This window comes from Pseudomonas flavescens (assembly GCF_013408425.1).
Classification (GTDB): Bacteria; Pseudomonadota; Gammaproteobacteria; order Pseudomonadales; family Pseudomonadaceae; genus Aquipseudomonas; species Aquipseudomonas fulva_A.
In genome coordinates this window covers 3,292,509-3,313,797 of the sequence record NZ_JACBYV010000001.1, presented here as the reverse complement: position 1 = coordinate 3,313,797, position 21,289 = coordinate 3,292,509, and the positions used below count along the sequence as shown (strand labels likewise).

Below are 21,289 nucleotides of genomic sequence, written 5' to 3'. Positions count from 1 at the left end.
GAAAAGAGCGATGCGCGATCCAGTACCTGCATTGGATACTCGTGATGCCTGTCGCTCCCAAGCCCGTACCGAGAAACCCGCATGCTCCGCACCGCAAGCGATCGCCATCCGTGGTCCATCTTTCTGATTTTCCTGCGCCTAGGGCTGACGTCGTTCGGAGGCCCGGTCGCTCATCTCGGCTACTTTCGTGAAGAGTTCGTCAGCCGCCGACGCTGGTTGAGCGAGGCCCGTTATGTGGAGCTCATCGCGCTCTGCCAGTTCCTGCCGGGCGCCGCCAGCAGTCAGGTCGGCATGGCGATCGGCTTGTCCCAAGCCGGCTACCGCGGTGCGCTGGCCGCCTGGGTAGGCTTCACCCTGCCGTCGGCTGCGCTGCTGATGCTAGTGGCGCAGGGGCTTTGCGCTGAGGGCGAGGCCATGGCGGCCGGGGCACTGCATGGTTTGAAGATCGTCGCCGCCGCCGTGGTCGCTCAGGCGGTGTGGGGCATGATGCGCACGCTTTGTCCGGACACGCCGCGGCGGGTGCTGATGGTGATCGCCGCCTGCACGGCATTGTCGGTGCCGGGTGTATGGGGGCAGCTCGCGGTGATCCTGTTTGCCGGGCTGGCCGGCTGGCTGTTGCTCAAGCCTGCTGACCGGAACGGCGAGGATGCGCTGGCTATCGACATCAGCCCGCAGGCTGGGGTCTTCTGGCTGGTTCTGTTCGTCGGTCTGCTGCTTGGCTTGCCTGCGCTGGCGCACCTGTTGGAGAGCCAGACGCTGAGCCTGCTGGACGCCTTCTACCGAACCGGCGCGCTGGTATTCGGCGGTGGGCACGTCATGCTGCCGTTGCTGCAGGCCGAGGTAGTGGCCACCGGCTGGATCGACAAGGATCTGTTCATCGCCGGTTACGGCGCTACCCAGGCCGTGCCCGGCCCTCTGTTCACCTTCGCGGCCTTTCTCGGTAGCGCCATGCAGGGTTGGAGTGGCGGCCTGCTGTGTCTGCTGGCGATCTTCGCGCCTTCGTTTCTGCTGCTGGTGGGGGTGTTGCCGTTCTGGGCTCTGCTGCGCAGCCGCCCGCGGGTGCAGGGGGCGATGCTTGGCGTCAACGCGGGAGTGGTCGGTCTGCTGCTGGCCACGCTGTACCAACCCGTCGGGATCAGCGCCATCTTCGGCTTGCTGGATCTTGCCCTGGCAGCCGTCGCACTGGCCGCCCTGACGCTCGGCAGGCTTGCGCCCTGGCTGGTGGTGCTGGCTGGCGCGCTTGTCGGCTGGCTAGTACTGTAACGGCCACTTTCCCAAAGAGATGCAGCAATGGCTTTCGACTGGCATGGCGGCACCATCACCCGCGATACGCCCATTGGCAGTGATTATCGCAGTACCCAGAACGTACGCCGTTTCATGTGTGAACAGTGCGGGGCAGGCTTTCGTTTCGACCGGCCCTTCATGGCCTGGATTCGCAGCGGAGCGCCACGCACCATGGGGGAGGTGGTCGACGAGTGGAAACGCCTCAACGGCGAGACCGGAGCGAGCGCCTTGCCGTAAGACGCTGCACAGGCTCCGCTGGCGCCTCAGGCGCCGCCGTTCTGCAAGCGCTGCACCAGCGCCGGCAATTCACTCATGCGCCCGATCAGGTGCTGCACACCCAGTTGGCGCAAGGTTTCGCCGTGCTCCGGGGGGATATGGCTGGCGCCCAGAAAACCGACGACTTGCATGCCCGCCGTCAATGCGGCGGTGGCGCCGGTGACGCTGTCTTCCACGACCAGGCAGTTGCGCGGATCGACGCCAGCGCGCTCTGCGGCCAACAGGTATAGATCCGGAGCGGGTTTGGGCCGTTCGACCTGATCGGCGCTGAACGCACCGCGGTTTACCCGTTCGACCAGTTCGCAGCGTTGCAGGGCGAAGGCCACGGCATCACCGTAGCTGTTGGAGGCCACGGCCAGCGGCAGGTCGATTTTCAACAGGGCCTCGCGCACGCCTTCGATCGGCTGCACTTCAGCGCGGATCAGTGCCTTGATACGGGTGCGGTTCTCTTCGAGAAAACCGTCGGGCAGGCGTTTGCCGAAGTGCGCCTCGACCCGGGCCAGAATGTCACGGCTCTGCAGTCCGAAGGTGCCGGCCAGTACCACGTCCAGCTCATGGGCCGGATAGTGTTCGGCCAGTGCCGCGTGCAGGTGACGCTCGGCGATGATCTCGCTGTCGATCAGTACGCCGTCGCAATCACAGATCAGCAGTTCGATGGGCGGTTTCGGCTGCATGGCAAGCAGTCTCCTAAAAGGCGGGAGGATTGTGTAACACAGATCCCACCTCAGTTCGAACCGCTGGGCACCGTTTGCGCAGGTCTTTGCAACAGCAGCAGCGGCAATCCTGCTGCAAGCACGACCAGGCCGAGCAGTGCTCCAGCGCCCGCATACAGTGCGCTCGACACGAACAGCGCCAGGCAGCTGCCAGCGAACAACACCGGCATCAGCGGGTACAGCGGCACGCTGAATGGCCGCGTACTGTTCGGTTGCAGTCGGCGCAGACGCAGCAGCGACAGGGCGGTCAGGCACATGAACAGCCAGAACACTGGTGCGGTGTAGGCCACCATGCTTTGTACGCCGTTCTCGCTCAAGGCGCCGAACAGCAACAGCGGCAGGGTGATCAGGCATTGCACCAGCAATGCCCGCACCGGCGTTGCCGCGCGGTCGTTCCAGGCGCCGAGCATCGACAGTTGAGGCACGTCCCGCCCTAGCGCGTAATACACCCGTGAACCGGTAAGGATGGTGGCGTTCAGCGTGCTGATCGCGGTGATGCAGATCAGCACGCTGAGCAGTACACCGCCCCAGGGGCCGGCGACGATGGTCATCAGGTCAGCGCCAATGGCGGTCGACTGGCGCAGGCCCTCGAGGCCGAAGATGTTGATGAACACCAGATTGGCCAACAGGTACACGGCGGTCACCACCAGCGTGCCGAACAGCAGCACGCGGCTCATGTTGCGTGCCGGGTTGCGCAATTCGCCGGAAAGGTAGGCCGCCTCGTTCCAGCCGCCGTAGGTAAGCAGCACGAAGACCATGCCCATGCCGAGCATGCCCGCCAGGTTGCCGCTGCCTTCCGCTGCAGCCGCCGGCACGGCCGCAACCGGTTCGGCCAGCAGCAGACCGGCGAGTATCACGGTGACCAGCGCCACCAGGGTGATGCCGGTGAACAGCACCTGCAAGCGCTTGGATTCATGAGTGCCGAGGATATTCAGCGCGGTCAGTGCCAGTACCACCAGGGTGGCGTGCCAGGCGCTGCCATGGTCGCCCAGCGGTAGCAGGCGCTGGGCGTAATCGCCATAGATGAACGCCACCACGGCGATTGCGCCGGTCTGGATCACCGTGCCCCTGGCCCAGGCGAACAGCAGGCTGACCTGCCGGCCCCAGGCCAGGTTGAGGTAGTGGTATTCACCGCCGCGATCCGGATAGCTGGCGCCGAGTTCGGCATAGCACAGCGCGCCGACCAGCATCACCAGGCCGCCGGCCAGCCACAGGCCGATGTACACGAAGGCATTGTCGGCGTGCTGGGCCACCAGCGGCGGGAAGCCGAAGATGCCGACGCCGATCACCACGCCGACCAGCATGGCGACGCCGTCGATGACCGACAGGCCGGGTTGTCGTGTCGCTGTGCGTGCGTTCATGGCTTAGCTCCGTCGTGCGCTCCAGCCGGTCACCGCGCCTTCGGCGGAAATCGGTTCGATGCGATCACCCTCGACCTGGCCGACGTACAGCTTGCCGTCGACCTCGAAGCGCAGCTCGGTACCATTGAGGCGACCACGCAGGTTTTCCTGGTGCTGGGTGGTGCCGCTGATCTCCTGGAAGCGCTGCTGCAGGTCGACATGGAAGGTCTCGCCTTCGCTCTCGATCTGCCAGTTGCCAGCGATCTTGGCTGGGACCACCCACAGGTAGATGCGTGCACCTTCGACGATATCGCTGCGATCCGGCTCCCAGTCCTCCATGCTGAAGGCGTGGGAAACCACACGGGTGCCGGGCTCCAGGGTGTCGAGGATCACCGGGCGCAGGCGCATGTTGACGGAGTTCAGCAGGTACATGGTCAGCACGTCGGCATCGGCGATGTCCTTCTTGAACAGGTCGCCCTGCTCGAACACCACCTTGTCCATGACGCCGGCTTGCTGCGCGTTGGCTTCGGCTTCTTCGATGCGCTGCGGGTTCAGGTCGATACCGTAGGCAGCCTTGGCGCCCCGATCCTTCACTGCCGAGATGGCGATGCGGCCATCGCCCGAGCCGAGATCCACCACGTAGTCGTCCGGGCCGACGTTGGCCATCTCCAGCATGCGTGCCACCACCGGTTCGGGAGTGGGCACGTAGGGCACGTCGAGGGCGATCGTCTGGGCGTGGGTGGACGCGCTGTGCAGCAGGCCGAACAGGGCCAGCGCAGTGGCGCACAGGGAGAGGGGGCGGGCGGACGCGGTGTTCATCGGCGGATACTCCTCAGCGGGGTCGGTAAGGGAGGTGAACGATTTTCCGACCGAGGCCGTTGCGCCATGGTTCGACCCGTGATCCGGCCCGTGCCGGGCGATTCGCCGCAAATAGGCCCGCAGCGCAGGTGGTACGGTCGCTGCGGGGTGTGTTACCTGATGTGAAACCATTGCCTTGGCGGCGTCGAAAAGGCATGGTGGCCGGATTTTTCAGTCACTGGATCGGGCCGTTCATGCGCCTTCTGCACACCTCCGACTGGCACCTGGGCCAGCACTTCATGGGCAAGACGCGCCAGGCCGAGCATCAGGCGTTCTGTGCCTGGCTGATCGAACAGGTGCGCGAGCATGCGGTGCAGGTGGTGCTGGTGGCCGGGGACATTTTCGACACCGGCTCACCGCCCAGTTATGCCCGCGAGCAGTACAACCATTTCGTCGTCGCGCTGCGCGACACCGGGTGCCAACTGGTGGTGCTCGGCGGTAATCATGATTCGGTGGCCATGCTGGGCGAGAGCCGTACCTTGCTGGCGCAGCTTGGCACCCGGGTGATCCCCGGCGTCGGTGTCCATCTGCACGAGCAACTGCTGGTGCTCGAGGGCGCCGATGGCCAGCCCTCGGCACTGCTCTGCGCCATCCCCTTCATCCGCCCGCGTGATGTGCTGCGCAGCGAGGCGGGGCAGAGTGCAGCGGACAAGCAGTTGTCGCTGCAACAGGCCATCCATGCTCATTATCAGGCGCTGTTCGAGCTGGCTCTGGCGCGACGTGCCGAACTGGGCGCGGCCTTGCCGATCATCGCTACCGGGCACCTGACCACCGTCGGTGCCAGTGCCAGTGAATCGGTGCGAGAAATCTACGTCGGCGCGCTGGAAGCCTTCCCGACGTCTTCCTTTCCCGCTGCCGACTACATCGCGCTCGGCCACATCCATCGGCCGCAGAAAGTCGGTGGTCTGGAGCACATCCGCTACAGCGGCTCGCCAATCCCGCTGAGCTTCGACGAAGCGCGTCAGCAGAAGGAGGTGCTGTTGGTGGACGTCGACGAAAGTGGTCTGCGTGAGGTGCGCGCTTTGCCGGTGCCGCGCTTCCAGGCCCTGCAATCGATTCGCGGTTCCCTGAAAACGCTACCTGCTGCCCTTGCAGAAGCTGCCATCGACGGCACGCCCGAGCGCCCGGTCTGGCTGGAGGTGCAGGTCGAAGGTGACGATTACCTCAGCGATCTGCAGGTACGTATCGCCGCGTTGTGCGAAGGCCTGCCGGTGGAAGTGCTGCGCATCCGCCGCGCCCGGGGCACGGCGGTGGCCAGCCTGCACGGTGAGCAGAGCACCCTCGATGAATTGACGCCCGAGCAGGTATTCGAGCAGCGTCTGCTGAGCGAAACCTTTGAGCCGGATCAGGCGCATCGGCTACATGGCCTCTACAACCAGGTGGTTGCGAGCCTGCGCGATGACGACACCTGAGAGCCTGTTTGCGATCTGCCGCGCGTCAGCCCTGCTGCGTTAAAAACAGACGGGATTGCCAGCCCTGTCGAAATTCTCATTTACCCCAGCAAATTCCGCTTCCTCGCCTATGTTTGTGGGGGCGCATGACTCTAGCTCGCCAGATCGTAAACGGGCTCTGAAACTCAGGCCTTGAAGAAACTCACCCGCTCCATCAGGCGGCGTGCCAGTGAAGACAGCTCCTGGCTGGCCGCCGACACCTGCGTGGAGCCTGCGGTGGTCTCCAGCGTGCTGGCATGGATGCGGCTGATGTTCTGGTTGACGTCCTCGGCTACCAGGCTCTGCTGCTGAGCGGCGCTGGCGATCTGCGCGCTCATGTCCTTGATGGCCCCTACCTCCTGGCGAATGCGGCCTAGGGCCTGTTCGGTTGCCGCAGTCTGTTCGACGGTCTTGCGCGCCATCTGACTGCTGGTCTGCATGATCTGCGCGGCGCCACTGGCGCCGGCCTGCAGCTGTTCGATCATGCTGCTGATCTCTCGCGTCGACGCCTGGGTGCGGTTGGCCAGGGAGCGCACTTCGTCGGCCACCACGGCGAAGCCGCGACCGTGCTCGCCGGCGCGCGCCGCTTCGATTGCAGCGTTCAGTGCGAGCAGGTTGGTCTGGTCGGCGATGGCGGTGATCACTGCGATGATGGTTTCGATGTTGGTACTGTCACGCGACAATTGCTCGACCTTGTCCGCAGCCGAGTCGAGCACCGTTGCCAGCTCCTGAATCGCCTGGCCGCCCTGCATCACCAGATGGCTGCCATGCTCTACCTCGGTGTCGGCCGTGCGTGTCGCGGAGGCTGCCGTACCGGCATAACCTGCCACTTCATTGACCGTTGCGGCCATCTGGTTGATGGCTGCGGCCATTTGCTCCGCCTCTTCGGATTGGGCCTGCAACTGCCTGTTGTTGCTCGCCGAAGTGGTCAGCAACTGTTGCGAGCAATGGTTGAGCTCGTCAGCGGCGCTGCGCACCTGGCTGATGGTGTCGCTCAGGCGCGCGCTCATGTCCTTGACCGCACCCATTACGCTGCCCGGGTAGCGGGTATCTATTCGCTGGTCGAGAGCGCCATCGGCCAGCCGCCGGATGACCAGGGCCACGTCATGGGGCTCGGCGCCCAGGGTCGAGCGCATCTTGCGGATGATCAGCATCGAGACGATCACACTGAGCAGAATCGCGATGGTAGTGACCGCAACGATCAACCGGGCAAAGCTGCCGGCGGTTTCGCGCACGCCGTCCAGGCTGGTGGTGATTTCTCGTTCCTGCAAGTCGATGAAGGTATTTATGCGTTTCAGCCATTCCAGATAGGCGGCTGCCACCTCTGTGGATAGCAGCGTTTGCGCGCCTTCCACATCACCGCCCTGGCGCAGGCTGATCAGGCGCTGGGTCAGTTCGCGAGCACTGCTCTCGATGGCCTTGATCTGGGCAAGCTGGCGCTGTTCCTCTGCGCTCGACGTGTTGTCAGCAACCAGCCTGTCGAGGGGCGCGGCCGACTCCTGATAGAACCCATGCAGCCGCTCGATGTTCTGCAATTGGTCATTCAGCGCCGTGGTGTCGCGGGCCAGTACCAGGTCGCGGATGGCAATCGCACGGTCGTGCACGCTGCCGCGGAAATTGATGGCGTAGCGCTGCTTGAGGCTGGCACCTTCGCTGACCTCGCCAAGGCTGCTGTCGATGACCTGAACGCGCTGGATGCCCACCAGCGCGATGAGGATCATCAGGGACAGAACCAGGCCGAATCCCATTGCCAGGCGCTGGGCGATCGTTAACGGTTGGGACATGTGCAGCGTACCTCTGGCAGGGGTGTGGCCATGCCGATCGAGTGGATCGAGGTGTATTGGCTGAAGGGTGGCCTGAGGACACTGAGGCTATTATTTCTGTACGGGAAAGCAAGCGTTTAATGATGGCTAATTGATGCTATAGCGGGCGTCTATCGTGCGTGGTGCCGACGTTTGCCAGTGGGAGGCCGGTCTTTGCGATGGGGCGGTCGCAGCTGAAGGCGCCCGAGAGTCGTGCGAGCCTCTCGGGCGGATGATCTGCCCGAGGCGTTCGGCCCTTCGCCGGGCCGAACGCAGGTACGAACATCCAGGTCCTGTCAGACGCGGAATTGCCCCAGCAGACGACTGAGCTGCTCGGCCAACTGCTTGAGGTGCTGGCTGGCGGCACTCGATTGCTCGGCGGACTCGGCAGCGCTGTGGGCCAGCCCGGCGGTGTGGGTGACGTTCTGGTTGATGTCGTCGACCACGTGGGACTGCTGCAGGGTGGCACTGGCGATGGAGGCATTGAGCCCGGTCAGGTTGCGCAGCGATTGCGCGATCTGCGCCAGACTTTCACCGGCCTGGCTGGCCTGGCCGACCGTCAGTTGCGAGGCCCGGCTGCTGTCGCTGATGGCTTTCACCGCGGCCTCGGAGTTGCCTTGCAGGCGTTCGATCATGCCCTGGATTTCCGCGGTGGATTTCTGCGTGCGTTGGGCCAACAGGCGAACCTCGTCGGCGACCACGGCGAACCCGCGGCCCTGTTCGCCGGCCCGCGCCGCTTCGATGGCCGCGTTGAGCGCCAGCAGGTTGGTCTGCTCGGCGATCGAGCGGATGACTTCCAGCACGCCGCCGATCTGCGTGCTTTCCGTGGCCAGTGACTGGATCACCGTCACCGCCTTGTCGATGGTGCCGGACAACTGGTCGATCTGCTCCAGGCTGGCGTCGATATTGCGCTGGCCTTGCTTGGCCTGCTCCTCTGCGGTGTGCACTTCGCTCGAAGCATGCTCGGCGTTCTTGGCCACGTCCTGTACGCCGTAGGTCACTTCGTTGACCGCGGTGGCGACCAGCTCCATCTGCTGGGCCTGTTGCTGGCTGTGCTGCTGGGCGGCGCTGGAAATGTCACCCAGCGAGCGCGCGGCCTGGTCCAGTGAGGCGGCGGAGTCGAGCAATTGTCGGATCACCTGGCGCATCTTGCCGGTGAAGGCGTTGAAGTGCCCGGCCAGGGCAGCCAGTTCGTCGCGGCCCTGATCGTCGAGGGTGTGGGTCAGGTCGCCTTCACCACTGGCGATATTGGCCATCGCCGTGACAGCCTGCTGCAGGGGCAGGGCGATGCTGCGCGAAATCATCACCACCAGAACGATCAGCAGCAGGGTCGCGGGCACGCCAATGGCCAGGGCGCGCAGGGCCTGGGATTTGAATTCGGCCTGCACGTCATCGACATAGACGCCGGAACCGATGATCCAGCCCCAGGGCTGGAACAGCTCGACGTAGGAAATCTTCGGTACCGGCTCGCTGCTGCCAGGCTTGGGCCAGCGATAGTTGACCGCGCCTGCGCCCTGGCTGCGGGTGATGGCGACCATCTCGTTGAACAGCGCCTTGCCGTCCGGGTCCTTGAGCCCGGAGAGGTTCTGCCCTTCGAGCTTGGGGTTGGTCGGGTGCATGATCATGGTCGGCGTCTGATCGTTGATCCAGAAGTACTCCTGGCCGCCGTAGCGCAAGCCGCGAATCACCTCCATCGCCTGCTTCTGCGCCTGCTCGCGGCTCAGGCTGCCGCTGGCTTCCAGGCCCTGGTAGTACTTCAGCAGGCCGACGGCACTCTGTACCACGTGCTGAGTCTTTTCCGACTTGCCGGCGTAGAGGCCAATGCTGATCTGGTTGAGCATGTAGGCGCCGAGCAGCACCAGCATCAGGATCGGCAGCACCATGATGAGCCACAGACGACGGTTTATCGGCAAGCGACGTAAGCTGTTCATGGGGGCATTCCTGATGTGTTTTTGTTGTAAGTGACGCGTCTGCAGCGCGCCCTTTCTTTCAGCACCTGATAGCACTTCGGCAGCACCGCGTAAATCTAAATAGTGGCCGGGCAGGATTTTTCTCTCTGAAACGTCTCAGGCCCCCATGCCAGAGGCTCCGTTGGCAACCCTGGCAAGTGCTTGATGGGGTGGAAATTGGCGCTTTTGCCGCGCAGCTATCGCGCTGATCAGGCCCTGGCAGGCGGTCGTTGGCGGGGCGTTACGGGGCGACGAACGGTTGGCGACCGTCCTGCCTATGCAGGGCCCCGCGGGTATTCAGCAGATATCGATCTGATAACGGAAGTTGGCTGCCGCGGCGCGCGAGAGGCGGTACTCCAGTGGGCTGCGGTCGTAGCCCAGGGCGGTGCGTTCGATCACCACGATGGGCTCTCCCTGGCCGATGGACAGCGTATGGGCGATCTCTGCGCTGGCCGAGCCGACGGTGAGGGTTTCCCGGGCCGAGGCGATGCACTGGCCGCATTGCTTCTCGTAGAAAGGGTAGAGCAGGTCGCCGAAGGTGTTCGAGTCGATGTCCAGCAGCACGATAAAGCGCGAGGCGGGCAGCCAGATTTCCTCATGGAACAGGGTGCGGTCTTCGATCACTCGCAGGCGTTCCATGCGCAGCACCTGCTCGCCGTTTTTCAGGGCGAGTGCCTTGGCAACCTCCTTGGAGGGCTTCTGCAGTTCCTTGGAAAGGATCTGGCTGCTGGGAATCTCCCGGCCGCCGCTGGCATTGACCTGGCGAAAGAAGCGCGCCAGCGACGCATCGAAATTCGGCCGACGCACGAAGGTGCCACGGCCCTGGCTGCGCAGCAGCAGCCCTTCGCTGACCAGTGTATCCACCGCCTTGCGAACCGTGCCGATGGCCACGCCATAGAGCTTGGTCAGTTCCGCCTCGGTGGGAATGGGCGCGCCGGGTGACCACTCTCCGGCAGCGATCTTGGCGAGCATTTCCTCGCGCAGCCGCTGGTACAGCGGCAGGCGTTCGTCGTATCCGAGGGTCGAGGCATTCATAGCGTGTCGTTGTCCGGTTGCCACAGGCTGGCGCCACTCTACCACCGGCGGGTCGATTGACAGAATGTCCGACACAGATATATGGTCAACTATTCATATATATGACTGGATGTCGTGACAAGAACGGTCAGCGCCCGATGCCGGCCTCTACAACAATCGATCAGGTATTTCCTTCATGAGTACTCCCAGCCCTGCCATCACCGGCATCGACACCCATGCGCATATCTTCCGCAAGGATCTGCCGATGGTCGCCAACCGTCGTTACAGCCCCGATTACGACGCGCTGGTCGAACAGTATCTCGAGCACCTGGACCGCCATGGCCTGTCCCATGGCGTGCTGATCCAGCCGAGCTTTCTCGGCACCGACAACAGCTTCATGGTCGAGGCCCTGCGCCGCTACCCGCAGCGTCTGCGCGGTGTGGCCGTGGTCGACGCGTCCATCAGCGAAGCGCAACTGGACGAGCTCGCCGCATCCGCTGTGGTGGGCATCCGCCTGAACCTGATCGGCAAGGCGCTGGAGGATTACACGGGCCCCGAGTGGGCGGCATTGTTCGGGCGCCTGGCCCGCCGTGGCTGGCAGGTGGAAATCCAGCGTGGCATCGATGACCTCGCGCAGGTCGTGCCGGCCATCGTCGCCACGGGCGTGAACCTGGTGATCGACCATTTCGGTCTGCCGACTGGCGGCATCGACCCGCACAAGCCCGGTCATCAGGCTTTTTTGAATCTGCTGGGCGATTCGCGCGTGTGGCTGAAACTGTCGGCTGCTTACCGCAGCCGGTCCGATCAAACCCAGGCGGCTGCCGCGCTGGCGCAGGTGCGTGGGGCGGCAGGCGGTATCGAGCGTTTCCTGTGGGGCAGCGATTGGCCCAACACCCAGTTCGAAGATCGGACAGACTACGCCGAGCAGTTCACGTTGATCGAAGCGCTGTTGCCGGATGCAGCCGAGCGCAATCGGGTGCTGGTGGATAACCCCGCCAGGCTCTTCGGCTTCACCCCCCGCTGATCAACCTCGAACAACAATCTGGAAGCTTCCATCATGATGAGCCTGCTCGTTGTCGCGGCGATCATTATCGCCGTGGCTCTCGGCTACAAGACCAAGATCAATATCGGTCTGTTCGCCATTGCCTTTTCCTACCTGATCGGCTGTTTCGGCATGGGCCTGAGCCCGTCCGACATCATCGGCATGTGGCCGCTGAAGATCTTCTTCATCATCTTCTCGGTGTGCCTGTTCTACAGCTTCGCGACGGTCAACGGCACCCTTGAGAAACTGGCCGAACACCTGATCTATACCTGCCGCGCGGTGCCGCAACTGATGCCGTTCGCGGTGTTCGCCACCGCCGGGGTGATCGCCGCGATGGGCGCGGGTTACTACACGGTGCTGGCTTTCATGGCGCCGATCACCCTGCTGCTGTGCGAGCGCACTGGCATGAGCCTGATCATCGGCGGCATGGCGGTGAACTATGGCGCGCTGAGTGGTGCCAACTTCGTCTCCAGCCAGAGCGGCATCATTTTCCGTGGCCTGATGACCAACGCCGGGCTTTCCGAAAGTGATGCCTTCATCAACGCCTTCGGCATCTTCGTCAGCACCCTGATCATTCCGATTGTGGTGATCAGCGCCTTCGTGTTCCTGTCGAAAAATGGCCAGGCGATGAAAGTGTCCACCTTCGTCGCGACAGCGCCGACCCCACTCAATCGCGAACAGCGCATCACCCTCTGGCTGACCCTGGCGATGATGGCCATCGTGCTGGCAGCCCCTATCGCCAATATCGCGATGCCGGATAACCAGACGATTGCTTTCATCAACTCGAAGATGGATATCGGCCTGATCGCCAGCATCTTCTCGGTCATCGCCCTGCTGTTGAAATTGGGTGACGAGCGCAAGGCCATGGCCTCGGTGCCGTGGAGCACGCTGATCATGATCTGCGGCGTGGGCATGCTGATCTCGGTGGCGATCAAGGCGGGCACCATCGACATCCTCGCCTCGTGGATCGGCAGCACCATCCCTCCGCTGCTGGTGCCCGTGGCATTCGGCATCATCGCTGCGATCATGTCGATCTTCGCCAGTACCCTGGGGGTGGTGACGCCGGCGCTGTTTCCCATCGTGCTGCCGATCGCCTCGGCCATGGGCATCGAGCCGATGGTGATCTTCATCGCCATCGTGGTGGGCGCCCAGGCCACGTCGATCTCGCCATTCGCTTCCGGCGGCAGCCTGATCCTCGGCTCCTGCACCTCGGAGCAGAGCCGTGCCACGCTGTTCCCGCAGTTGCTGTTCAAGGCCGCGCCTATCGGTTTCGTCGCCGCCCTGGCGTTCAACGTGCTGCTGACGTTCGTCTACTGATCGAGCCTGACGCCCATCGTCCTGCGCTGGCTGCTCCGTGAATGCAGGGGCAGCCAGCCGCTAACGCCGATAGCGCAAGGTGGCGGACGGAAGCTCGCCGTAGCGCTTGCGGTACTCCTGAGAAAACCGACCAAGGTGAGTGAAGCCCCATTTCAGGGCGATGTCGGTTACCGATTCGCTCTCTTCATGCCGCAGGGATTCATGGACGCGTTGCATGCGGACTTCGCGCAGGAAGGCCATTGGGCTGGTGCCGCGGAACTCCCGGAATCCCGAAAACAGCGTGCGTACGCTGACGCCAGCCTGATCGGCCAACTGTTCGACGGTCAGCGCTTCATGGGCGTGATCGAGAATGTACTCCTCACTGCGTTTGACGAAGTAGGGCGAGATCCTGCGTTCGCTGGACAGGGCACCGACCATGCGCTGCATGCTATTCGGCTGCCCGTAGATCAGGGCATTGATCAGGGTCGCCTCGAACTGCTTGAGCACCATGGGCTGATGGATCGGGTGGTCGGCGCAGGTCAGGGCATCGGTCAGGGTGGACAGCAGCTGGAGGAAATAGCTGGCGCCCGGCTTGTCCAGATCGAAGGCCGGCTCGAAGCGCAGCGGGGTTTCCAGGCGCCGGCCAAGGTGTTGGGCGCAGTGGCTTTCGACGTCTTCGCGATCCAGGCGCACCGCCAACTGCGGGGCATCTGCAGCCCAGTGCATCGATACCGGTGTATCAGGGGAAATGAACGAGGCGCAACGCGGCGACGAGGTGAATTTACGGCCGTCGCAATTGATCTCGGCGCTGCCCTGAAGGGGGATCTGGATCAGGAAGAACGTATCCAGGCTGCCGGGATCGATGCGCACTGCAGCCCCGTACTCCAGACGGCTCAGAGACAGACGCCCAAGGCTGACATGGTGCATCGAGGCACTGACGTTCTGGCCCGGCTCGACCAGGCTCAGATCGTGGGGTTTGAACACGCCGCCGACCTGGTCACGAATGCTGTCGCGGTCGTTGAGCAGGAACAGTCGATTGTGTACCGAGAACAGAGGGGGGCGCAGGAAGCGCGTTCCCCCCTCCGAATTGAACTCCGTATTCATGAACACCTCACCCGCGTGCACGATTTCAAGGCAGTGTGTGCCATTGCGTTACCGGTCTCTTGCACGATCCGGATAGTCGCTGCAGTGCGTGGATACTGCGGCACCTCTGCTGTTTCTTAACGGCACGTTTTTTCGTGCCTGGTGTTGCCAAAGCAATACCTGAGCCAGCATGGAGCTCCGCCCATCGCGGCCTCGCGCCAGGGGCTGGAAACTTTCCGCGTGTCACGGACAGACCTTGCGCTAGGCGGATAGTGGCCTGGCGTCGGGGAGTCGCACCATCGTTTCCAACCTCACTGGACGTTGGAGACACACATGAAAGGTCGCTATGTCAGCGTCGCCGCCAATGGCGGCGGAGCGTTCCAGGCCTACCTGGCCACGGCAATCGGCGGGCAGGGGCCCGGTGTCGTGCTCTGTCAGGAGATTTTCGGCGTCAACCAGGCCATGCGCGAAGTGGCCGACTTCCTGGCGGAGGAGGGCTATAGCGTGCTGGTGCCGGATCTCTACTGGCGCCAGGAAGCGAACGTCGAACTGGGTTACACCGAGGAAGACTTCGCCCGCGGCCTGGCCCTGTACCAGGCCTTTGACGAAGACCTCGGCGTGGTGGATATCCAGGCCAGCCTCGCCGCGCTACGGGCGTTGCCGGTCTGCACCCCGGGCCCGCAAGGCGTGGTCGGCTATTGCCTGGGGGGCAAGCTCGCCTACCTGGCAGCCTGTCGGCTCTGCGAAGTGGCCTGTGCGGTCGGTTACTACGGCGTCGGCATCGAAGCGGCGCTGGATGAGCTGGCTGGCCTGAACGGTCGTCGGCTGGTGCTGCATGCCGCCGAGCTGGATGCCTTCTGTCCTGCCGAAGCGCGGGCGGCGATCTTCGCCGCTGGCCGCGCCACACCGGGAGTGGAAACCTACCTGTATCCCGGTGTCGACCATGCCTTTGCCCGCCCCAATGGGCATCATTTCGACAAGCCGGCAGCGCTGATGGCCCACGAGCGGACGGTTGCCGCCCTGCGCCGCAGCATCGGCCCTGACTATGACCTGTCGACCTTGTGGGAGGAGCATATCCGCCACGAGTTCGATACCCGTGACGTGCCGGCGACCATGGCGACCATGGTTGCCGAGCCCTACGTCAACCATATCCCGACCATGACCGGTGGTGTCGGCTACGCCCAGCTCAGCCGCTTCTATCAACACCATTTCGTGCATGGCAACCCCCGGGACATGGCCCTTACGCCGATCTCGCGCACCGTTGGCGCGACCCAGATCGTCGATGAATTCATCATGACCTTCACCCACGACAGCGAGATCGACTGGATGCTGCCCGGCGTCGCGCCGACCGGGCGGCAGGTGCGGATTCCCATGCTCGGAGTGGTCAAGTTCCGTGGCCCCAAGCTCTGCCACGAGCACATCTACTGGGACCAGGCCAGCGTGCTGGTACAGATCGGCCTGCTTAGCCCGAACGGTTTGCCCGTCGCCGGGCAGGAGACCGCCGCCAAGCTGCTCGACGAGAGCCTGCCTTCCAACACCCTGATGCCCAGCTGGGCCAGCAGCGCCGCCAAGAGCGCCTGAGGAGATCCCATGTCTGCATTTCTCAATGACCAGGCGCTGCGGGGCAAGGTCGCCCTGATCAGTGGTGGCGCGACGCTGATCGGCATGGCCGTGGCACGCGGCCTGATCGCCTGTGGTGCGCGTGTCGCCCTGCTGGATATCGATGCCCAGGGTGGCGATCGGGTCGCCAGCCAGTTGGGGGAGGGCGCGCGTTTCTGGGCTGTGGATATCACCGAGCCCGCTCAGGTAGACGAGGCACTGAGCGCTATCCGGCAGAGCCTGGGGCCGATCGATCTGCTGATCAACCTGGCCTGCACCTATCAGGACGACGGCTTCGCCTCGACCCGTGAAGACTGGTTGCGTGCTCTGGACGTGAACCTGGTGTCGACCGTGACCCTGACTCAGGCCGTGCATGGCGACCTCAAGGCGCGCGGCGGAGCCGTCGTCAACTTCACGTCGATTTCCGCAGGCTGCGCACAGACCGGACGCTGGCTGTACCCGGTCTCCAAGGCCGCGATCAGGCAGCTCACGCGCAGCATGGCCATGGATCTCGCCCCGGATGGCATCCGCGTCAACTCGGTATCGCCTGGCTGGACCTGGTCGCGGGTCATCGCGGAGGTCAGCGGTGGCGATCGCGCCAAGGCTGACCGCGTCGCTGCGGCCTATCACCTGCTCGGGCGCCTCGGCGAGCCCGCTGAAGTGGCCAATGTCGTCGCTTTTCTCTGCTCGCCGGCGGCCAGCTTCGTGACCGGCGCCGACTACGCGGTGGACGGCGGCTATTCGACCATGGGCCCCGAGCAGAACCTGCCCGCCATCTCTCGCTTGGCCGAGTGAGGTACCTCGATGAACAAGCTCCTCGCCCGCCTTCTGAACCTCACCACAACGCCCGGTACGACTGTGCCGGCTCAACCCGCCACCAGGAAAACCATCATGCGTCGCATCGCTATCGTCGGAGCCGGCCAGGCCGGTTTGCAACTCGCCCTGGGCCTGCTGGCCAAGGGGTATCAGGTCACCCTGACCACCAACCGCACCGGTGAAGAAATTCGCAATGGCAAGGTCATGTCCAGCCAGTGCATGTTCAACACCGCCCTGCAGACCGAGCGCGATCTCGGCATCAACTTCTGGGAAAACGAATGCCCGGCGGTCGAGGGCATCGGCCTGTGCGTGCCGGATCCGCAGCAGCCTGGCGAGAAGCTGTTCAACTGGAGTGCGCGCCTGGAGCGCTACGCCCAGTCGGTCGACCAGCGCGTGAAGATGCCGGTCTGGATGGACACCTTCGTCAAGCGTGGCGGTGAGCTGGTGATCAAGGACGTCGGCCTGGCCGAGCTCGAGGAACTGGCCGCCAGCCATGACCTGGTGCTGCTCGCCGCTGGCAAGGGCGAGATCGTCAACCTGTTCGCCAGGGACACCGAGCGCACCCAGTTCAGCACACCGCAGCGTGCCCTGGCGCTCACCTATGTGAAGGGCATGACTCCGGTTTCGCCTTTCTCGCGCGTTGCCTTCAACCTGATCCCCGGGGTGGGCGAGTACTTCGTGTTCCCGTCGCTGACCACCAGCGGGCCCTGCGAAATCATGGTGTTCGAAGGCATTCCCGGTGGTCCGATGGACTGCTGGCAGAACATCAAGACCCCCGAAGAGCATCTGCGCAAGAGTCTGGAAATCGTCCGTCAGTACCTGCCGTGGGAGGCGGAGCGTTGCCAGAACCTGACGCTGACCGACGACAACGGTTTCCTCTCGGGACGCTTCACGCCCATGGTGCGTCGTCCGGTGATGACCCTGCCGTCAGGCCGGGAAGTGTTCGGCATGGCCGACGCTCTGGTGGTCAACGACCCGATCACTGGCCAGGGTTCCAACAATGCCGCCAAGTGCAGCAAGGTCTACTTGCAGGCGATCCTCGCTCAGGGTGACCAGCCCTTCAATCGCCTGTGGATGGAGCAGACCTTCGAGCAGTACTGGAGCTACGCCCGCCACGTGGTGTCCTGGACCAACAGCATGCTCACACCGCCACCGGCTCATTTGCTCGAACTGCTCGGTGCCGCCAGCCAGATACCGCCGCTCGCCGCTGCCATCACCAATGCCTTCGACGACCCGCGCCAGTTCGCACCCTGGTGGTTCGATGCCGAGCAGTGCCGGACCTTCATCCAGAAAATGAGCCAGCAGGCCGCCTGACCCGAGGGGAGATGACCATGAATGATCTGACCGCCCCATGCGCCGACCTGCAGGATGCCGAAGGCCGCGATGTTCGTGAGTTGCGCAACCTGCTGGGCCAGTTCGCCACCGGTGTGACGGTGATCACCGCGTGCACCGCCGACGGCCGCAAGCTGGGCATGACCGCCAACTCCTTTTCCTCGGTCTCGCTGACCCCGGCGCTGGTGCTCTGGAGCCTGGCCCGGACTGCGCCGAGCCTGGACGACTTCCAGGCCGCCAGCCACTTCGCGATCAATGTGCTGGGTGCCCATCAGCATGGGCTGTCGGGGCAGTTCGCCCGGCCGGCGGCGGACAAGTTCGCCGGGGTCGCCCACGCCCTGAGCAAGGCTGGGCCGCCGGTACTCGATGACGTGGTCGCGGTGCTGGTGTGCCGTAACGTCACCCAGTACGACGGCGGTGATCACCTGATCTTCATCGGTGAAATCGAGCAGTACCGATACGGCGGCACAGAACCGCTGGTCTTCCACGCAGGCCAGTACCGGATCGCCGCCGCGCACCCTGGCCTCACTCAATGAACGTTCTGCCGCAAGCCTTGCCAATGGGGAGAAGCAGCATGAAGAAACGACTGATGTGTGTGTGCGGTGCCGGTTTGCTCGTCGCTCAGGGCGCGCAGGCCTATGACCTGCCCGTGGTCAACCTGGGGCTGACCAGTTTTCTCGATGGTGGGCTGCCGGCTGGCCCTGGCTGGTATCTGCAGGAGTATTTTCAGAACTACAGTGCCAGCCGCCTGCGTGACAAGGATGGCGATGACATCGGCCTGCCCCGTCAGGATCTCGATTATCAGGTCGCGGTGACCCAGTTGAGCTACCTGTCCGATCTGCGTCTGGGCAACGCCAGCCTGGGGCTCAATGCGGTATTGCCGCTGGTGACGCGGATGAAGGTCGACGATGGCCTGGACAACGCCGCGCTCAGAGGGCAGACCGGCATGGGCGACCTGCTGATCGGGCCGTTCATTCAGTTCGATCCGATCATGGGCCCCGAGGGCCCGCGTTTCGTGCACCGCATCGAACTGCAGGTCAATCTGCCCACCGGTGAGTACGACAGCGATCGCGACATCAATCCGGGCAATAACGCCTGGTCGTTCAACCCGTACTGGGCCGCAACCTACTGGTTCACTCCAAAGTGGACGGCGTCGATCCGCGCGCATTATCTCTACAACGGCAAGAACGACGACCCCACCCGAGGTTTCGGTGACGCCAGCGACATACAGGCCGGACAGGCACTGCACGCCAATCTGGCCACCGAGTATGCGCTCACCGACAAGCTGCGTCTGGGCATCAACGGCTACTGGCTCAAGCAGTTCACCGATACCGAGGTCGACGGCCACGACGTTTCCGGTCGCCGGGAAAAGGTCTGGGCCATCGGGCCGGGAGCCATGTACAGCTTCTCCCAGGACGATCACCTGTTCGTCAACGCCTACTTCGAACAGGAGGTGGAGAACCGTCCCGATGGCAGCCGCGTACAGGTGCGCTACGTCCATCACTTCTGAGCCCTGACCGCTGCTCCACAGCACTTGGTTTGCGCCCTCCCTCCATGGGGGGGCGTTTTTTTATCGCTGCAACACGAGTGCCGACCGATGAACGACCTCTCTTGTGTCTCTGCGCTGATCTGCCGTACCGATCTCAATGGGCGTATCACCCATTGCTCCGAGTCGTTCGCCGACAGCCATGGTTATCGCCCCGAGGAATTGCGTGAGCAGCCGATCACAGTGCTGCGTCATGAATGGGTTCCCGCCCAGGTGTTCGATAGCCTCTGGCTGACCCTGAGGCAGGGATCTCCGTGGATGGGCCTGATCTGCAACCGCGCCCGCGATGGTAGTCGCGTGTGGCACAACCTCTACGTGAAACCCGCCTACGGGCGCGATGGTGTGCAGGGCTATGGCGCCGTGTATTTGCCGACCACCGTCGACCAAATCGAGCGTGGGCAGCAGCTGTTCGACCACTGGCGGCGCCACGGCACACCACTGACCTGGCGCCTGCGCATCGCTCGACAGTGCCAGGCCCATTGGCCGGCCGCCGGTGTCGGCATCGGCCTGGCCGCCTGCACCTCGTTTCTGCCCTCGCCGGTATTTCAGGGCGCAGCGCTGGCGGTTGCCGTGATCGCCACCGGGATATGGCAGCGCCGGCGGCAGGATCATGCGCTGCGCAGCGTACTGGCTGAGCACCCCAAGGCCTTCAGCGATCCGCTACTGGCCGAGCTGTACAGCACCCAGGGTGGCAATGCCGCGCTGATCAACATGGCCCTGATCACCGGCGAAGCGCGTCTGCAGACCGCGTTGTCGCGCATCGGCATGAGCGGCCAGCTCCTCGATGCGCACACCGGCGCTCTGACCCATCTGATCCAGCAAGAGGCACAGCGCCTCGAACACCAGCGTAACGAGACGGATCAGTCGGTGGTCGCCTTGAGCCAGATGACCGCGACCATTCAGGAAGTTTCGCGCAGCCTGCACGAAAGCCTGGGGGCCACCCAGCAAGCGGTGAGCCTGTCGAATCAGGGCCAGGGCCTGGCCGAGCAGAGCCTGTCGGCGATGCAGCGCCTGAATGCGTCGGTGGAGGAGATCGCTTGCGCATCCGGCGAACTGGCAGCGGCCACCCGGGCGATTGGCGAGATCACCGACATCATCAGCGCGATCGCCGGGCAAACCAATCTGCTGGCCCTCAACGCCGCCATCGAGGCGGCCCGCGCCGGAGATGCCGGACGTGGGTTCAGCGTGGTGGCCGACGAGGTACGGCAACTGGCCACGCGCACGCAGCAGGCGACTGGCAGGATCCAGCCGTTGCTCCTGCGTTTCAACCAGACCACCGAGCAGACCGTGCAACTGACCCGCGAGGGGCAGGCGCTGGCGACCCAGACCACCGAAGCGGTTACCTCGGTGCAGGCAAGCTTTCATGGAGTCAAGCAGGCGCTCGAGCAGATATCCGACATGAACGTGCAGATCGCCAGCGCCATGGAAGAGCAGGGGCAGGTGGCAGATGGTCTGAATCGCCAGGTGGTGCAGATTGCCGAGCTGTGCCATCAGAGTGCGGCCAAGGCCCAGGACGGCCACAAGGTCAGTGCGCAAATCGGCCAGCAGATCGAAGCGCTGCGTAACCTGGCGGAGCGGTTCGACCGGTGACCCATCTGGCCGCCGGATGCAAGGGCATCCGGCGTGCCCAGGGTCTGTTGACGTTTCAGCGCAAGCCGCGTTGCTGCGAGAAATTTCGCCAGGTTAGGCGGAGGACGCAGAGAATGGCATTCCCTTTTCAAGTCCTCCAACGACGCCTGGCGAGATTTCCCGCGCAACCTAGGCGGCCCCACCCGAAGGGCCGGGCCATTTTTAGCGCGATGCTGCGTTTCTCGGTGGCTCATTTGGCCAGCCAAACTTCGCACCTCGTGCCTTGCCTCGCGCTAAAACTGGCTCCGGCGCGGTCGTGCTGAAACGTCAACAGACCCTC

General features: G+C 63.9%; 18 protein-coding genes. 11 read left to right on the top strand and 7 right to left on the bottom strand.

Annotated elements, in window-relative coordinates:
- Positions 1 to 81: 81 nt before the first annotated feature.
- Positions 82 to 1,263, top strand: a complete 1,182-nt coding sequence (chrA, locus tag FHR27_RS14755; protein WP_179538936.1) for a chromate efflux transporter — start codon at positions 82 to 84, stop codon at positions 1,261 to 1,263.
- A gap of 27 nt (positions 1,264 to 1,290) precedes the next feature.
- The gene (locus FHR27_RS14750; protein ID WP_179538935.1) at positions 1,291 to 1,521 is read left to right on the top strand and encodes a DUF6434 domain-containing protein; all 231 of its coding nucleotides are present in this window, start codon (positions 1,291 to 1,293) and stop codon (positions 1,519 to 1,521) included.
- Positions 1,522 to 1,547: 26 nt separating this feature from the next.
- On the opposite strand, the gene FHR27_RS14745 is transcribed toward FHR27_RS14750, so the two are convergent.
- The 3 genes from FHR27_RS14745 to FHR27_RS14735 are packed head-to-tail and all read right to left on the bottom strand — an operon-like array spanning position 1,548 to position 4,432.
- Positions 1,548 to 2,234: an HAD family hydrolase gene (locus FHR27_RS14745; protein WP_042551843.1), complete on the bottom strand. Its 687-nt coding sequence runs from the start codon at positions 2,232 to 2,234 to the stop codon at positions 1,548 to 1,550.
- A gap of 50 nt (positions 2,235 to 2,284) precedes the next feature.
- The gene (locus FHR27_RS14740; protein ID WP_042551842.1) at positions 2,285 to 3,634 is read right to left on the bottom strand and encodes an APC family permease; all 1,350 of its coding nucleotides are present in this window, start codon (positions 3,632 to 3,634) and stop codon (positions 2,285 to 2,287) included.
- A 3-nt stretch (positions 3,635 to 3,637) separates the two neighbouring features.
- Positions 3,638 to 4,432, bottom strand: coding sequence for a methyltransferase domain-containing protein (locus FHR27_RS14735; protein WP_042551841.1), 795 nt, complete (start codon positions 4,430 to 4,432; stop codon positions 3,638 to 3,640).
- A gap of 233 nt (positions 4,433 to 4,665) precedes the next feature.
- Between FHR27_RS14735 and sbcD the strand changes: the two genes are divergently transcribed.
- Entirely contained in the window at positions 4,666 to 5,883 is a 1,218-nt protein-coding gene (sbcD, locus tag FHR27_RS14730; RefSeq protein WP_179538934.1) for an exonuclease subunit SbcD, read from the top strand.
- Between the two features lie 164 nt (positions 5,884 to 6,047).
- On the opposite strand, the gene FHR27_RS27460 is transcribed toward sbcD, so the two are convergent.
- The 3 genes from FHR27_RS27460 to FHR27_RS14715 all read right to left on the bottom strand — a co-directional run bounded on the left by FHR27_RS27460 (position 6,048) and on the right by FHR27_RS14715 (position 10,687).
- Positions 6,048 to 7,685: a methyl-accepting chemotaxis protein gene (locus FHR27_RS27460; RefSeq protein WP_179538933.1), complete on the bottom strand. Its 1,638-nt coding sequence runs from the start codon at positions 7,683 to 7,685 to the stop codon at positions 6,048 to 6,050.
- Between the two features lie 314 nt (positions 7,686 to 7,999).
- Positions 8,000 to 9,634: a methyl-accepting chemotaxis protein gene (locus tag FHR27_RS14720; protein WP_179538932.1), complete on the bottom strand. Its 1,635-nt coding sequence runs from the start codon at positions 9,632 to 9,634 to the stop codon at positions 8,000 to 8,002.
- Positions 9,635 to 9,949: 315 nt separating this feature from the next.
- Positions 9,950 to 10,687, bottom strand: a complete 738-nt coding sequence (locus FHR27_RS14715) for a GntR family transcriptional regulator (RefSeq protein WP_179538931.1) — start codon at positions 10,685 to 10,687, stop codon at positions 9,950 to 9,952.
- A gap of 175 nt (positions 10,688 to 10,862) precedes the next feature.
- On the opposite strand from FHR27_RS14715, the gene FHR27_RS14710 reads away from it, so the two are divergent.
- Both FHR27_RS14710 and FHR27_RS14705 read left to right on the top strand, forming a co-directional pair.
- Positions 10,863 to 11,690, top strand: coding sequence for an amidohydrolase family protein (locus FHR27_RS14710; RefSeq protein ID WP_179538930.1), 828 nt, complete (start codon positions 10,863 to 10,865; stop codon positions 11,688 to 11,690).
- 33 nt (positions 11,691 to 11,723) lie between these two features.
- The gene (locus FHR27_RS14705; RefSeq protein WP_179538929.1) at positions 11,724 to 13,025 is read left to right on the top strand and encodes an SLC13 family permease; all 1,302 of its coding nucleotides are present in this window, start codon (positions 11,724 to 11,726) and stop codon (positions 13,023 to 13,025) included.
- Positions 13,026 to 13,085: 60 nt separating this feature from the next.
- Here FHR27_RS14705 and FHR27_RS14700 read toward each other — a convergent pair whose 3' ends face one another.
- Entirely contained in the window at positions 13,086 to 14,108 is a 1,023-nt protein-coding gene (locus tag FHR27_RS14700; RefSeq protein ID WP_179538928.1) for an AraC family transcriptional regulator, read from the bottom strand.
- A gap of 312 nt (positions 14,109 to 14,420) precedes the next feature.
- On the opposite strand from FHR27_RS14700, the gene FHR27_RS14695 reads away from it, so the two are divergent.
- The 6 genes from FHR27_RS14695 (at position 14,421) to FHR27_RS14670 (ending at position 20,970) form a co-directional block, all read left to right on the top strand.
- Positions 14,421 to 15,668, top strand: coding sequence for a dienelactone hydrolase family protein (locus tag FHR27_RS14695; RefSeq protein ID WP_179538927.1), 1,248 nt, complete (start codon positions 14,421 to 14,423; stop codon positions 15,666 to 15,668).
- 9 nt (positions 15,669 to 15,677) lie between these two features.
- Complete coding sequence (locus FHR27_RS14690) at positions 15,678 to 16,481, top strand: SDR family oxidoreductase (protein ID WP_179538926.1); 804 nt, start codon at positions 15,678 to 15,680, stop codon at positions 16,479 to 16,481.
- A gap of 96 nt (positions 16,482 to 16,577) precedes the next feature.
- Positions 16,578 to 17,816 carry a styrene monooxygenase/indole monooxygenase family protein gene (locus FHR27_RS14685; RefSeq protein ID WP_179538925.1) on the top strand — a complete coding sequence of 413 codons (1,239 nt, stop codon included), beginning with the start codon at positions 16,578 to 16,580 and terminating at the stop codon, positions 17,814 to 17,816.
- A gap of 17 nt (positions 17,817 to 17,833) precedes the next feature.
- Entirely contained in the window at positions 17,834 to 18,370 is a 537-nt protein-coding gene (locus FHR27_RS14680; RefSeq protein ID WP_179538924.1) for a flavin reductase family protein, read from the top strand.
- A 38-nt stretch (positions 18,371 to 18,408) separates the two neighbouring features.
- Positions 18,409 to 19,344, top strand: coding sequence for a SphA family protein (locus FHR27_RS14675; RefSeq protein ID WP_179538923.1), 936 nt, complete (start codon positions 18,409 to 18,411; stop codon positions 19,342 to 19,344).
- Between the two features lie 87 nt (positions 19,345 to 19,431).
- The gene (locus FHR27_RS14670) at positions 19,432 to 20,970 is read left to right on the top strand and encodes a methyl-accepting chemotaxis protein (RefSeq protein WP_179538922.1); all 1,539 of its coding nucleotides are present in this window, start codon (positions 19,432 to 19,434) and stop codon (positions 20,968 to 20,970) included.
- The last annotated feature ends 319 nt before the right edge of the window (positions 20,971 to 21,289 follow it).

What these genes read in the sequence shown, in the direction of transcription:
- FHR27_RS14705 (WP_179538929.1), top strand. Translation starts at nt 11,724, where the DNA reads ATGATGAGCCTGCTCGTTGTCGCGGCGATCATTATCGCCGTGGCTCTC.
- FHR27_RS14735 (WP_042551841.1), bottom strand. Translation starts at nt 4,432, where the DNA reads ATGAACACCGCGTCCGCCCGCCCCCTCTCCCTGTGCGCCACTGCGCTG.
- FHR27_RS14675 (WP_179538923.1), top strand. Translation starts at nt 18,409, where the DNA reads ATGAAGAAACGACTGATGTGTGTGTGCGGTGCCGGTTTGCTCGTCGCT.
- FHR27_RS14750 (WP_179538935.1), top strand. Translation starts at nt 1,291, where the DNA reads ATGGCTTTCGACTGGCATGGCGGCACCATCACCCGCGATACGCCCATT.
- FHR27_RS14685 (WP_179538925.1), top strand. Translation starts at nt 16,578, where the DNA reads ATGCGTCGCATCGCTATCGTCGGAGCCGGCCAGGCCGGTTTGCAACTC.
- FHR27_RS14680 (WP_179538924.1), top strand. Translation starts at nt 17,834, where the DNA reads ATGAATGATCTGACCGCCCCATGCGCCGACCTGCAGGATGCCGAAGGC.
- FHR27_RS14670 (WP_179538922.1), top strand. Translation starts at nt 19,432, where the DNA reads ATGAACGACCTCTCTTGTGTCTCTGCGCTGATCTGCCGTACCGATCTC.
- chrA (WP_179538936.1), top strand. Translation starts at nt 82, where the DNA reads ATGCTCCGCACCGCAAGCGATCGCCATCCGTGGTCCATCTTTCTGATT.
- FHR27_RS14690 (WP_179538926.1), top strand. Translation starts at nt 15,678, where the DNA reads ATGTCTGCATTTCTCAATGACCAGGCGCTGCGGGGCAAGGTCGCCCTG.
- FHR27_RS27460 (WP_179538933.1), bottom strand. Translation starts at nt 7,685, where the DNA reads ATGTCCCAACCGTTAACGATCGCCCAGCGCCTGGCAATGGGATTCGGC.
- FHR27_RS14720 (WP_179538932.1), bottom strand. Translation starts at nt 9,634, where the DNA reads ATGAACAGCTTACGTCGCTTGCCGATAAACCGTCGTCTGTGGCTCATC.
- FHR27_RS14745 (WP_042551843.1), bottom strand. Translation starts at nt 2,234, where the DNA reads ATGCAGCCGAAACCGCCCATCGAACTGCTGATCTGTGATTGCGACGGC.
- FHR27_RS14740 (WP_042551842.1), bottom strand. Translation starts at nt 3,634, where the DNA reads ATGAACGCACGCACAGCGACACGACAACCCGGCCTGTCGGTCATCGAC.
- FHR27_RS14715 (WP_179538931.1), bottom strand. Translation starts at nt 10,687, where the DNA reads ATGAATGCCTCGACCCTCGGATACGACGAACGCCTGCCGCTGTACCAG.
- FHR27_RS14695 (WP_179538927.1), top strand. Translation starts at nt 14,421, where the DNA reads ATGAAAGGTCGCTATGTCAGCGTCGCCGCCAATGGCGGCGGAGCGTTC.
- FHR27_RS14710 (WP_179538930.1), top strand. Translation starts at nt 10,863, where the DNA reads ATGAGTACTCCCAGCCCTGCCATCACCGGCATCGACACCCATGCGCAT.
- sbcD (WP_179538934.1), top strand. Translation starts at nt 4,666, where the DNA reads ATGCGCCTTCTGCACACCTCCGACTGGCACCTGGGCCAGCACTTCATG.
- FHR27_RS14700 (WP_179538928.1), bottom strand. Translation starts at nt 14,108, where the DNA reads ATGAATACGGAGTTCAATTCGGAGGGGGGAACGCGCTTCCTGCGCCCC.